This window comes from Chitinophagales bacterium (genome assembly GCA_020635995.1).
GTDB lineage: Bacteria > Bacteroidota > Bacteroidia > Chitinophagales > UBA8649 > JAFMKE01.
On record JACJYS010000002.1, the window covers coordinates 114,000 to 127,642 of the forward strand.

Sequence of the window (13,643 nt, forward strand, 5' to 3'; positions counted from 1 at the left end):
TTCATTATAAATTTACAATGGAATATTTCCGTGTTTTTTTCGTGGCAGGTTATCTACCTTGTTTTCAAGCATTTTAAAACCCTTAATTAATTTTTTTCGGGTAGAACTTGGTACTATTACTTCATCTACAAAACCTCTGGCAGCGGCAAGGTAAGGATTAGCAAATTTTTCGGTATATTCATCCGTTTTTTCTTGCAGTTTAGCTTCTTTATCATCTGCTTCAGCTATTTCTTTTCTAAAAATAATTTCCGAAGCTCCTTTAGCTCCCATTACAGCTATTTCGGCACTTGGCCAAGCAAAATTCAAATCGGCACCTATGTGTTTACTATTCATTACGTCATAAGCTCCGCCATAAGCTTTTCGGGTTATTACCGTAACTTTTGGAACAGTAGCCTCAGCAAAAGCGTACAGCAATTTTGCCCCGTTAGTAATTATGCCATGCCACTCTTGGTCGGTGCCGGGCAAAAAACCGGGAACATCAACTAAAGTTAAAATAGGTATGTTAAAGCTATCGCAAAAACGGACAAAACGAGCTCCTTTTTTGCTGGATTCTATATCTAAAACTCCTGCTAAAACCGCTGGCTGATTAGCCACTATGCCCACACTTCTTCCTCCCAGCAAAGCAAAACCGACTACTATATTTTCAGCATAATTTTGATGTACTTCTAAAAAAGAATTTTCATCTGCTATTTCCTTTATTACCTCACGCATATCGTAAGGTTGCTGAGCACTTTCGGGAATAATACTGTTCAATTTTTCTCGCACTTCATTTCCTGTATTTTCATAAGGATAAACCGGTGCATTATCCTCACAATTTTGAGGAATATATTTAAGCAAGTTTTTTATGTTTTCAATACATTCTATTTCATTTGCACAAGAAAAATGAGTAACACCACTTTTGCTACTATGAGCACTTGCTCCGCCTAATTCTTCGCTGGTTACTTCTTCGTGAGTTACGGTTTTAACCACATTTGGCCCGGTAACAAACATATAAGAGGTATTTTCTACCATCATAATAAAATCTGTAATAGCAGGCGAATAAACTGCACCACCGGCACAAGGACCCATTATAGCAGAAATTTGTGGTATAACACCGCTGGCAATAGTATTTCTATAAAAAATATCGGCATATCCGCCTAAAGAAACTACGCCTTCTTGTATTCTGGCTCCACCGCTGTCGTTCAATCCTATAACAGGAGCTCCATTTTGCATGGCTAAATCTAAAATTTTACATATTTTTTCGGCTTGAGTTTCGCTAAGCGAACCGCCAAAAACTGTAAAATCTTGAGAGAAAACATAAACTAATCTGCCATGTATAGTGCCGTAGCCGGTAACCACTCCATCGCCATAATATTTTTGTTTGTCTAAGCCAAAATCTGTAGAACGGTGGGTTACTAACATTCCTATTTCTTCAAAACTACCTTCATCTAATAAAAAATGTAAGCGTTCTCTTGCCGTAAGTTTTCCTTTATCGTGTTGACTTTTAATTCTTTTTTCGCCACCACCAAGCTTTGCTTTTTCTTGTTTAGACTGTAGCAGTTTTAATTTGTCTTGCATGAAAATAAGTTTAGTTTACAAAAGTAAGAAATTAACTGTATAAAATATTGTTGAAAACTTAAAGCGTTCTATTTATAAAAATGGTACGAGAATTGCTACATTTGGTAATGTTATTATTTTTATTAAACATAAATTAAACTAAAATGAGCAAAAGAGACGAAAAAGTAGCTAAATATGCTGAGCAATTAAAAGGTGCTGGCGTAAAAGTTGACATGGATTTATTAACTAAAGTAACTGTAGGCTTAGGTCCTTCTATTTACAAAGCTGATGCTGAAACAGTATCTGGTACTGACGAAAGCGAATTAGAAACTGTAAAGAAAAATTACTTAATGAAAAAATTAGGTTTAGCAGACAGCCCAAAATTAGATGCAGGCATAGCTAAAGCTGTTGAAACTTTAGGAAAATCTAACAGAAATAAATACAGAGCTTGTGTATATTACTTGCTTTGCAAAGAGTTTAAAAAAGAAAGCGTTTACGCTTAATTTTTTATAACCGTACAAAAAAAGAGACTGTCCGAAAAATTTTGGACAGTCTTTTTTTTTGCATAAAGTCCAATTTATTATACCGATTAGGAATATATAATAGTCCAATATCGGTTACGCCTTGCCTTTTTCATTTTATTCAATACCTGTTCGTATAAATATTAATAGAACTCAGGTTTATACACAATAAAAATTAAAATATGGTATTCTCTAATTTGGTTGAATGGATACGTTTATTTTACATTTATAAAAAATACCGAGATTATCGCAAAATCTCTATATTTTAAACATTGTGTTTTCGCAATTGCTTTTCAAACTGTTTTGATTTTATATAATTGTGCTTCTTCTTATTAACTTGTACACTTTCTAAAAAACCTAATTGTACAAGTGTTTTTAAATCTGACCGAGCAGTAAAGTTAGATATCTTAAATCTGTTTTCTATAAATTTAGAATCTAATATTCGGTCTCCATCATCGTACAACAGTTTTAATATCTGAGCCATACGTTCGTTTATATTAGGTATTTTTAAAAACCGAGCCGATTGAAAAACTTCTTTTTGCTTTAAGTTTATATAAGACTTCAAAGACTCAAATGCTTTTTGCATAGTTTTAAGCTGGTAGCTAATAAAATACCCCATGTCATTATTGTCCAACTCGGTATATATAAAAGCATTTTCATATTGTTTTTTAGAGTCTTTTATAATTCTTGAAATAGATAAAAACTCGGTTAGCCAATAGCCTTTTTTTAACATATACCAATAAAACAAAGCTCTAGCCGTTCTACCGTTTCCATCTACAAAAGGATGAATCCATCCTATTAAAAAATGTATAATACTTGCTTTTACAATAGGGTGTATAAACGTGGCATTTTCTTTATTAAAAAAAGCACATAGGTCTTTAATTAACTTTTTCAATTCGGCATAGTCTGGTGGTGTGTGAGCCATTTCCCCTGTTACCGAATTAACTACATGTATTTCATTGCTTTCTCTAAACTTGCCTTCTTCATTTTTGTTGTCAAGAGTACTGTTTGTTATTAGTTTGTGTATGTTTAACAAAAGTTCTTCGCTTAAATCTTTATCTTTTATTTGAACAATTTTTCTCATTGTTATATAATTGTTCATTATCATTTGCTCCGATTTATTGATTGGCTTTCTCTCTTTTTGGAGCATTTCTTTTGCTTTTTTTCGGGTGGTTACAGCTCCTTCTATTTGGCTGCTGCTTATAGATTCCTCAATAAGCGAACTAATAATAAATTTGTTTTTATCTGTTTCTGCTATACCTATATTACTAGTAAGAGAGCCTCCTATATTCAAGTCAAAATGATGCAGTGTTTGCTGCATAAAATCTGTAACAATATAAGAAAATTGATATTTGCCAAAGGTTAAAATATTGCTTTTTAGCCGTCTATGCAATTTTACGGCAAACCATAAATCGGTGGCACTAAGTTTTGATTTTTGATACTTTACTTTGTCCCAATACAAATAGTTGTCTTGTATTTTCTTTAAAACACCTGCCATATCAATGTCAACCATGTTTTGAATGGTAATATCTGTGGTAAGTTCCTTGCTTTGAGGGGGTTTTTCTATCACGTTGCTTAAAGGATTTGCAAACAAATATAAAGCAAAATACCGAGATTATCGTAAAATCTCGGTATTTTTATAAAATTACTTTACATACTTTTGATAAGTTTGGGTGGTCATTTTTCATAAATTTATACCGATTAGGAATATATAATAGTCCAATCTCGGCTACGTCTTATTGTACTAAATATATTGCTCTATCGGCATTTACCATTGTAAAACACAAAATAGATTAGACTATTTTGTGTTGACAATTGGTATTATTTGTATAAAACTTATACACCTAATACCGTTTAGGTTGCCATTATTTATCAATTATACGGTAAACATATGAATTAATCTCCGCAAAATTGCGATGTTTATGGTAGCTAATCTCCGCATAAATTATTTGTATTGGTACTTAGTCAATCTTTTATCTCCTGTTTTATTTAATATGCCTTGCTCTACTCCCCATTTTAAATCTCGGCTTGCTGTGGCTTGGCTAATCTCCTTAAAGTTCTGTAAATAGTCTTTTCGGCTAAATTCATTGTTCTTTACTATCTCTTTATAAAGCTCTATTCTGTTTTCAGTTGTTAAGGTTCTATTTTGCGTTTTAAGGAGGTTATGTAATGATTGTAGTATTATGTTTAGCATAAACTCAATGAATGGCGTAGAACTTCCCGTTTTATCCGATTGAGAAAGTACTTTGTAATAGGTTTCTTGGTTTTCTTTAATAAGGCTTTCAATAGGCAAGTATTCAAATACTGGGTATTCCTGCATTAAAATAAGGGTTTGCCACAATCGCCCCATACGACCGTTACCGTCAATAAATGGGTGTATAAACTCAAACTCATAATGAAATACACAACTTTTAATTAGTAGTAAATCTTTGTCTTTCTTTAAATAAGTAAATAGGTCATTCATTAATCCCTTTACCATAGTTCCACTTGGAGCAATATGTTCCACTTTTGAACCTTTGACAATTCCCACGTTTTTAGTGCGGAGTTTGCCTGCGGTATCAATTAAACCATTCATTAAAATACCATGTGCTTTTTCAAGGTCTTTAAGGCTATTAGAATTAAAGCTATGTAACTGCTCATAAACTTTAATAGCATTTTGTACCTCAACAATATCTTTTTTAGGTGCTAATACTCGCTTATTTTCTAATAGTGCCGTTATTTGCTCCTCTGTAAGCGTATTTCCCTCTATTTCTAAAGAGGATTGTATCGTTTTAATTCGGTTTTTCTTTCTTAGCTCCGTTGGTGGTTTGTACAGATGTGTAGCATTTATTTCCCCTATTTTTTCGGAAATAGCAACAACTAATTGTAGTATTTTATTGTTTATTTGATAGAGTGGTTTCATTTTGTGATAGTATCATTTGATAGTATCACGAAGATAGAAAAAAATTCACTTCCCAATACAAAACTTTCCAAACACAGCACCCAGTATATCTTCATCCATATCTATTTCTCCGGTTATGCTGCCTATGCTTTTTATGGCATGGTGCATGGTGTGTGCTATTAAATCGCTACTGAGTTGGAGGTCAAAAGCGTGCAATACTTCTTCTACATCTTTATAGGCTTGGTTTAGGGCTTCAAAATGACGGGCATTGCTTACCACATAATTGCTTTCGCTGTGGTTCATTTCTTCTACGGCTTTGCTTAGCTGCTCTTTTATAAAATGAACATCATCGCTACGGTGTGCCGAAAGAAAATACAAATTTGAATACGCTTTAAATACCGCATTGTTTTGCTCATAATCTAATGCCAGCAAATCGGCTTTATTGGCTATTATTATAGTTTTAGCCTTAGTATTTAAGCCGTTTATTTCCTTAAATTCTTTTTCAAATGTGCTAAAATCGGTTTCGTTGGCATCAAACAAAAACAAAACTATATCTGCTTTTTGAATGGTACTCAATGCACGCTCTACTCCTATACTTTCTATTTCATCTTGGGTTTCTCTAATGCCTGCCGTATCTATCAATCTATATAAAACGCCATTAATACTTAACTGTGCTTCTACTTTATCGCGGGTGGTACCGGCTATGGTACTCACTATTGATATTTCATCATTGGTTAAGGCATTTATCCAACTGCTTTTCCCTGCATTGGGTTTGCCCACCAAAGCCACACTTACACCATTTTTAATAGCATTGCCATACTGAAAAGAGCTTTTTAACGCCCCTAAAACACGCTTTATTTTTTGCAGGTTTTCTATTAATTCTTTGCGGTTGGCAAACTCCACGTCTTCTTCGCTAAAATCCAATTCCAATTCTAAAAGTGCCGCAAAATCTATTAATTCGGTGCGTAAGTTTTTAAGCTCCGTAGCAAAACCGCCTCGCATTTGCTGCAATGCCAAATCTCGCCCCGCTTTTGAGTTGCTGGCTATTAAATCAGCTACGGCTTCTGCTTGGCTTAAATCTATTCTGCCGTTTAAAAAAGCTCGCATGGTAAACTCGCCCGGCTCTGCCATTTTAGCACCATTTTTAATTAAACATTGCAGTACATTTTCTAAAATATAGGGCGAACCATGACAAGAAATTTCTACACTGTTTTCTGTGGTAAAAGATTTTGGAGCTTTAAAAACACTAACCATTACTTCATCTAAAACAGTATTTTCATCTACAATATGTCCATAGTGTACGGTGTGGCTTTTTGCCTTTGTTAAATTAGCTCCTTTAAATACTTTATCACAAATTTCAATGGCATCTTGCCCCGACATTCTAATAATCCCAATGGCACCCATTCCATTGGCGGTAGCTATTGCGGCTATGGTGTGTTGCTGTTTATTCATTTATTAATACAAAGATAATTTAAAAGCTTAAATGAATACAAGTAGTGCTTATATTCTTATATTTACACCATAAAACTACAAAATGAAAAAAGTATTAGCTACCATTCTTTTATTGTTAATTGGCGTAGGTGCATTTCTCTATTTTGCTAATTTTTCTGAAGGGGTACGTTCAGGTATTTTAATGAAAATAAGCAAAAAAGGAGTGATTTTTAAAACTTATGAAGGGCAATTAAATATTGGTGGTTTTGACCAAACTAATGACGTAGGCGTTAGCAATGTGTGGGAATTTTCTATTAAAGATAAAGATGTACTTCAAGACTTGAATAAAGCCTTAGATAACTCTAAAAGAGTGAAACTTTTTTATGTAGAGAAATACATAACTCTTCCTTGGTGGGGCGAAACCAAGTATTTTGTTACCGATATTGAAGAACTGGGAGATATATAAAACAGCTAAATTGTTGTGGCATCATCCCAAGCCACTATGGTTTCATTGGTTCTTTTCTGTGTTTTTTGGCTTGAATTAAATAGAAAATGTGATAACGCTAAATTATCATTTAGTGCATCTATATAGTGTAAAGATTTAAGATAATCGCTCTTTACCGTTTCGGAGGCTTTCATTTCTATTAATTTTACTTGCTCTCCTTTTTCTATAATTAAATCAATTTCATTGCCATTACTATCTCGCCAAAAATAATAATTATTGTTGTTGCCTCTGTTTTTGTTATTTTTTATTATTTCTATTATTCCAAAATTTTCAAACAACGCACCTTTATATTGCGAAATCATAAAATCCTTACTACTGGAAATTCCCAGCAAATAAGCCAATAAACCCGTATCGTAAAAGTATAATTTGGGTGTTTTTATCAATCTTTTTTTAAAGTTTTTATGCCACACAGGCAAGGTAAAGGCAATATAACTTGTTTCTAAAATAGACAACCAGCTTTGAACTGTTTTTGCATCAATTCCCAATTCTTTTGACAAACTATTTGCATTAAATAACTGCCCGGCATAATGAGCCAATACACTTATAAATTTTTGAAAAACAGCAAGATTTTGCACATTTAATATGTCCCTTACATCTTTTTCAATATATGTTTTTATATAGCTTGGATAAAAATCATTTGGCTGTATTCCTTTGTCATAAATTCTGGGGTACGAGCCTGTAATTATGGCTTGTGCAAAATCTTTTATTTTCGCCCCCTTCAGTTCATACTGATTTAAAGGCAATAATTCCATTACATAAACCCTGCCTGCCAATGTTTGAGCTATTTTTTGAGACAGCAGAAAATTTTGAGAACCACTTAAAATATATTGCCCTTCTATGTTATCATCATCTACTTTTTGCTGAAGATAGGAAAACAATTCCGGCACTTTTTGTGCTTCATCTATTATTACATATTTATTGTACAGTTTTAAAAAACCTCTGGGGTCATTTGTAGCAAACAGACCTACATCGGGGTTTTCTAAGTTTACATATTCATATTTGTTAAATAGAGCTTTAGCCAATGTTGTTTTTCCCGATTGCCGTGGGCCGGTTAAAACAATTATAGGAAATTTTTTAGCCATTTCCTTTATTTTCTTATTCGCTTGTCTTATTATCACACACCAAAGATAAACAAAATTATGTTATTTCGGAATTTTCTTTATGTTATTTCGGAATTTTCTTTATGTTATTTCGGAATTTTTTAGTGTAAAGAAAATCTATTAGCAACTTTAGCATTACATTTCTTACTTTTGCTTAGCAATGAAAATACTAATGGTTTGCTTGGGAAATATTTGTAGGTCGCCTTTGGCGGAAGGTATTTTGCAGCATAAAATTAATGAGCAAATAAACCTTGGCAATGAGCTGTTTAAAACGTGGGAAGTAGAAAGTGCCGGCACCAGTGGTTTCCATGCCGGAGAAAAACCCGATAGACGCTCAATAAAAGTGGCACAAGAAAACGGCATAGATATTACAAACCAAAGAAGCCGACAGTTTAGAGGTTGGGATTTTGAAGCCTTTGACATTATTTATGCCATGGATATGAGCAATTATAAAAACATTGTGGCTCTTGCTCATAATGAAGCAGAAAAACAAAAAGTGAAACTAATAATGAATGAGCTTTATCCCCAAGAAAACATAAATGTACCCGACCCATACTATGGCGAATATGGCTTTGAAAATGTATTTGAAATGCTGGATAAAGCCTGTGAAAGTATTATTAAGAAATATTAGATTAAATAAAGCCTAAAAAACAACAAGTATTTATGCATTATTTAAGTTATATTAGTGCTCAGTATGAGTTTTAATACCGCAGTTTTATTCTTCATTATAATAGCTTTATCATATTCATGTACAAAACCAAATATTGATAAATTTGAAGGTTGCTATTTTTGTAATGGGCAATTTAATCAATATGAACGAATACTTACAGATAGTGGCATATATACCGGAACATTTACCAATACAACAGCCAACAATATAGAAATATGTATTGATAGATTAGCAGATAATAGTTACCAGTTTACGTACAAAAATGATAGTTTAAAACATCTTTCTACAAATGTTGGACTAAACCCTTATTTTTCATTTGCGAGAACCGATGATAATTTCATAAACTCCTTATTCGGAAATTTTAATCCAAGAGATTATACTATTTCATTAGAACAACATACCGAGAATACAGAATATAAACAATCTACATTGTACTTGAATTGTATAAAAAAATAATTTCCTTTTCTAAAACTTTATTGTAATTCTTATTGTTAAATAGAAAGAATCTAAATAGAGCTTTTATTTGCTTTATAAAGGTTTTATTTTTGCACACGATTTGAAATTATGAGTGAAGACGATAAAATATTAGAAGAAGCCACATCGGGAGAATATAAATTTGGTTTTGTAAGCAATATAGAGCAAGAAATAGCTGAAGCTGGATTAAACGAAGATGTAATCCGCTTTATTTCTGCTAAAAAGAATGAGCCGGAATGGCTGTTGCAATACCGATTAAACGCCTTTAAAATTTGGCAAAAAATGGAAGAGCCTACTTGGGCTCATGTTAAATATCCTAAGGTAGATTTTCAGAGTATTAGCTACTATGCTGCACCTAAGGAGAAGAAAAAACTAAATAGTTTAGATGAAGCAGACCCTGAGCTATTGCGTACTTACGAACGCTTGGGCATTCCTATTGAAGAGCAAAAAATATTAGCAGGCGTTGCTGTAGATTTTGTAATGGACAGCGAATCGGTTTTTACTTCATTCAAAAAACAACTGGCAGAAAAGGGCATTATTTTTATGTCTATTTCTGAAGCCGTGCAGGAGCACCCTGAATTAGTAAAAAAATACTTAGGTTCGGTTGTGCCTCCTCGCGATAATTTTTATGCTGCCTTAAACTCTGCCGTTTTTAGCGATGGCTCTTTTGTGTTTATACCTAAAGGCGTAAGATGTCCTATAGAATTAAGTACTTATTTTAGGATAAATGCTCAAAACACAGGGCAATTTGAAAGAACTTTAATAGTAGCAGAAGAAGGAAGCTATGCCAGCTATTTAGAAGGTTGCACAGCACCACAAAGAGATGAAAATCAGTTGCACGCTGCCATTGTAGAAATAATAGCTTTAGACAATGCTGAAATTAAATATTCTACGGTTCAGAACTGGTATCCGGGCGATAAAAATGGAAAAGGTGGTGTATTTAATTTTGTAACTAAAAGAGGATTGTGTGCCGGCAAACATTCAAAAATTAGCTGGACGCAAGTAGAAACAGGAAGTGCCGTAACATGGAAATATCCAAGTTGTATTTTAAAAGGCGATTATTCTATTGGAGAGTTTTATTCTGTGGCGGTTACCAATAATCATCAGCAGGCAGATACGGGAACTAAAATGATTCACATAGGAAAAAACACTAAAAGCAGAATAGTTAGTAAAGGAATTTCTGCCGGGTTTAGCGAAAACTCTTATAGAGGTTTAGTACAAATAAATAAAACTGCTGAAAATGCCTATAATTTCTCGCAGTGCGATAGTATGCTAATGGGAGAAACCTGCGGAGCACATACTTTCCCCTACATAGAAATAAAAAACAAAACGGCTAAGGTAGAACATGAAGCTACAACTTCTAAAATAGGCGAAGATCAAATGTTTTACTGCAACCAAAGAGGCATTGGCGAAGAAGAAGCGGTACACTTAATTGTAAACGGTTTTTGCAAAGAAGTTTTTAAAGAATTGCCTATGGAATTTGCGGTAGAAGCACAGAAATTGTTGGAAATTAGTTTGGAAGGCTCTGTTGGTTAGTTAATAAGTTTAATCTTAAAAAGTTTCAAGTTAATGGCAACAATAAAAAGATTTGAGAATTTGAAAATGAGATAATTAGATAATGGATGGAACAGAAAGAAAATTTAATATTGAAGTTAACATTACAATTTTCTCTTAGCATTATTGAATATTGTGAGATTTTAGAAAACAGAAAAAAATTTGTGATAGCCAATCAATTATTAAAAGCTGGAACATCAATTGGTGCTAATGTGCGTGAAGCTCAAAATGCAGAAAGTAAACAAGACTTTATTCATAAGTTTAAAATTGCTGCTAAAGAAATAGAAGAAACTGATTATTGGTTAGAATTATGTGATTTGTCAAAGAATTACCCAAACACAAAAGAATTAAAAGAAGAACTTAAAGACATTAATAATATTATAAACAAGATAATAATTACGTCTAAAAGCAAATAGGATAGCATTTCCAAATTTTCAAATTGACTAATTATCAAATTAGAGTTATGTTAAAAATAAAAAACTTACACGCCACCATAGAAGGCAAAGAGATATTAAAAGGACTAAATTTAGAGGTCAAAGCAGGAGAAGTGCATGCCATAATGGGTCCTAATGGAACGGGGAAAAGTACCTTGGCAAATATAATAGCCGGTAAAGATGACTATGAAATAACCGAAGGTTCTATAGAATTTTTAGGAAAAGATATACTGGAAATGGAGCCCGATGAAAGAGCCAGAGCAGGTATATTTTTGGCTTTTCAGTATCCTGTAGAAATTCCCGGAGTTACCACTACTAATTTTATGAAAGCGGCACTTAACGAACGCAGAAGACACAACGGAGAAGAACCATACAAAGCCAGCGATTTTTTAAAATTGATGAAAGAAAAAATGAAGTTGGTAGAAATAGACCAAAAGTTTATGAGCCGTTCTTTAAACACAGGTTTTTCCGGTGGAGAAAAAAAGCGTAATGAAATATTTCAAATGGCAATGCTTGAGCCAAAATTAGCCGTGTTAGATGAAACGGATTCCGGATTAGATATAGATGCTTTAAAAATAGTTTCTAACGGAGTGAATAAACTAAGAAGCAATGACAATGCTTTTGTGGTTATTACACATTATCAGCGTTTGTTAGATTATATAGTGCCAGATTTTGTACATGTTATGTACGAAGGCAAAATAGTAAAAAGTGGGCCTAAAGAATTGGCTTTAGAGTTAGAAGAAAAAGGTTACGATTGGATAAAAGAGACAATAGACTTATAGATTTTTAGAGTGTTAGACAAGGTGCTAATAATAAACTACTAAAAACTATTGACCAAAGACAAAAAAATGAATTACACAGCAGCATTTGAAAAATTAAATAAGAAAGAAGGAAGCATAGAAAATAGGGCTTTTAATAGGGTTGAAAAAATGGGCTTACCTACAAGAAAATCTGAGGTATATAAATACAGCAATTTAAGCCATTTTAAAAATCTTACGCCTAATACAGATGCCTCCGTTCCGCATAAAATACCGGAGTATTTTAAACACGATTACATTAAAGACAAACACATTTTGGTAACGGTTAATGGTATTTTTTCCGAGTCATTATCTACCATACACGAAGATGAAAGTGGCTTAATAATAACCTGCATGTGCGATGCCCGAAAAGAATACCGAGATATTGTAAATCAACATTTTAATGAAACCACAAAAGAATATCCCGATTATTTTTCCGAGTTAAATACAGCTTTTGCTCACTGTGGAATATTTATTTATGCCAAGAAAAATACGCATACGGCAAAGCCTATTGTTATACTCAATTTAGGCTCGCAGCAAAAAGAAGATACGCTTAATAACCAGCGAAATTTAATAGTACTTGAAGAAAATGCAGAGGTAACTATAATAGAAGATTACAGCAATTTAGACGAAAAAATAGACTATAATCTAAATCATTTTTCGGAGTATTTTTTAGGAGAAAATGCTAGTTTGAAAGTAGGAATTTACCAAGAGGAAAACAATGGTTTTTATTTTATAGGCAATAAGTTTTTTGAAATGAGCAGAAACAGCCGATTAAAAACTACGGCTATTGATTTGGGTGGCAATTTTATACGAAACAATTTTAGAGTAAATCTAAATGGCGAAAATGCCGAAGCTATCATCAATGGTGTTTTTATAAATAATAAAAAAGAGCATACCGATGACAGAATACTCATAAACCATAATGCGGCAAACTGCCAAAGTTTTCAAACATTTAAAGGTATTTTAAATGATGAGTCAACAGGCGTTTTTAATGGCAAAGTGTATGTAGCAGAAGGTGCTCAAAAAACAAATGCTTTTCAAAGCAATAAAAATATTTTGCTAAGCGAAGATGCTACCATGAACACCAAACCCGAGCTTGAAATATATGCCGATGATGTAAAATGTAGCCACGGAGCTACCTGCGGTCAGCTGGACGAAGATGCCATTTACTATGCCGAAACCAGAGGAATACCAAGAGATAAAGCCAAAAAATTAATTGTATTTGCTTTTGCTCAAGATGTAGTACAACAAATTGAAAATGAAGATTTTAGAAACTTTGTAGAAAGACGTTTAGTGCACAATTTAGACTTAACAGAGTACAGCACTTTTGAAAGTGTACAAAGTGGCATAAAAGAGTAATTCTTATGACTATCCGTAAAGATAGCTATGAAGTATTTTACATTAACTTTTCTTTAGTAGAAAAGTTACAAAAGAATCGCACTAAGTTTTCAGCGACCCATTATAACCTCAACTCCTAAAAATCAAAAACTCATCACTCCGTTCTTCAAACAGTTTAATTTTTTACGGAGTTTTCGGTTAATGGGTGCCCCACTTACAAACTTAAGGTGCACTTTTAACTGACCTTAATCAAAAATACGTTAAGAAATGATGTAAAACAGGCATCCAAAATGAATGAAATTATAAAACAATAAACAGACAAATTAGTATGCTCCTACGAGTGAAAATACTTTAGGAAAACTAAAATTGAGCATACATTAATTTGTCCTCGTCTGTTTT

The 13,643-nt window shown here is 33.1% G+C and carries 13 protein-coding genes; 8 read left to right on the forward strand and 5 right to left on the reverse strand.

What is annotated here, in order from left to right; all coding sequences use genetic code 11:
• Positions 1–12: 12 nt before the first annotated feature.
• Complete coding sequence (locus tag H6578_04540; protein ID MCB9226417.1) at positions 13–1,557, reverse strand: acyl-CoA carboxylase subunit beta; 1,545 nt, start codon at positions 1,555–1,557, stop codon at positions 13–15.
• A 143-nt stretch (positions 1,558–1,700) separates the two neighbouring features.
• On the opposite strand from H6578_04540, the gene H6578_04545 reads away from it, so the two are divergent.
• Positions 1,701–2,039: a DUF2853 family protein gene (locus H6578_04545; protein ID MCB9226418.1), complete on the forward strand. Its 339-nt coding sequence runs from the start codon at positions 1,701–1,703 to the stop codon at positions 2,037–2,039.
• Positions 2,040–2,322: 283 nt separating this feature from the next.
• Here the strand turns inward: H6578_04545 and H6578_04550 are convergent, their stop codons facing one another.
• The 3 genes from H6578_04550 to mnmE all read right to left on the reverse strand — a co-directional run bounded on the left by H6578_04550 (position 2,323) and on the right by mnmE (position 6,390).
• Positions 2,323–3,627 carry a Fic family protein gene (locus H6578_04550; protein ID MCB9226419.1) on the reverse strand — a complete coding sequence of 435 codons (1,305 nt, stop codon included), beginning with the start codon at positions 3,625–3,627 and terminating at the stop codon, positions 2,323–2,325.
• Between the two features lie 375 nt (positions 3,628–4,002).
• Complete coding sequence (locus tag H6578_04555) at positions 4,003–4,959, reverse strand: Fic family protein (protein MCB9226420.1); 957 nt, start codon at positions 4,957–4,959, stop codon at positions 4,003–4,005.
• A 45-nt stretch (positions 4,960–5,004) separates the two neighbouring features.
• Positions 5,005–6,390 carry a tRNA uridine-5-carboxymethylaminomethyl(34) synthesis GTPase MnmE gene (gene mnmE, locus H6578_04560; GenBank protein MCB9226421.1) on the reverse strand — a complete coding sequence of 462 codons (1,386 nt, stop codon included), beginning with the start codon at positions 6,388–6,390 and terminating at the stop codon, positions 5,005–5,007.
• An 82-nt stretch (positions 6,391–6,472) separates the two neighbouring features.
• Here mnmE and H6578_04565 point away from each other — a divergent pair, with 82 nt between their 5' ends.
• Positions 6,473–6,835, forward strand: coding sequence for a 6-phosphogluconate dehydrogenase (locus H6578_04565; GenBank protein MCB9226422.1), 363 nt, complete (start codon positions 6,473–6,475; stop codon positions 6,833–6,835).
• 5 nt (positions 6,836–6,840) lie between these two features.
• Here the strand turns inward: H6578_04565 and H6578_04570 are convergent, their stop codons facing one another.
• Positions 6,841–7,956, reverse strand: coding sequence for an ATP-binding protein (locus tag H6578_04570; protein MCB9226423.1), 1,116 nt, complete (start codon positions 7,954–7,956; stop codon positions 6,841–6,843).
• Between the two features lie 178 nt (positions 7,957–8,134).
• Between H6578_04570 and H6578_04575 the strand changes: the two genes are divergently transcribed.
• The 6 genes from H6578_04575 (at position 8,135) to sufD (ending at position 13,265) form a co-directional block, all read left to right on the forward strand.
• Complete coding sequence (locus tag H6578_04575; protein ID MCB9226424.1) at positions 8,135–8,605, forward strand: low molecular weight phosphotyrosine protein phosphatase; 471 nt, start codon at positions 8,135–8,137, stop codon at positions 8,603–8,605.
• Positions 8,606–8,668: 63 nt separating this feature from the next.
• A complete protein-coding gene (locus H6578_04580; GenBank protein ID MCB9226425.1) occupies positions 8,669–9,100 on the forward strand; it encodes a hypothetical protein in 432 nt (143 codons plus the stop codon).
• A 108-nt stretch (positions 9,101–9,208) separates the two neighbouring features.
• A complete protein-coding gene (sufB, locus tag H6578_04585) occupies positions 9,209–10,654 on the forward strand; it encodes a Fe-S cluster assembly protein SufB (GenBank protein MCB9226426.1) in 1,446 nt (481 codons plus the stop codon).
• Positions 10,655–10,740: 86 nt separating this feature from the next.
• On the forward strand, positions 10,741–11,088 hold the full coding sequence (locus tag H6578_04590) for a four helix bundle protein (GenBank protein ID MCB9226427.1): 348 nt from the start codon (positions 10,741–10,743) through the stop codon (positions 11,086–11,088).
• A 47-nt stretch (positions 11,089–11,135) separates the two neighbouring features.
• The gene (gene sufC, locus H6578_04595) at positions 11,136–11,888 is read left to right on the forward strand and encodes a Fe-S cluster assembly ATPase SufC (protein MCB9226428.1); all 753 of its coding nucleotides are present in this window, start codon (positions 11,136–11,138) and stop codon (positions 11,886–11,888) included.
• Between the two features lie 66 nt (positions 11,889–11,954).
• Positions 11,955–13,265: a Fe-S cluster assembly protein SufD gene (gene sufD / locus H6578_04600; protein ID MCB9226429.1), complete on the forward strand. Its 1,311-nt coding sequence runs from the start codon at positions 11,955–11,957 to the stop codon at positions 13,263–13,265.
• Positions 13,266–13,643: the final 378 nt, after the last annotated feature.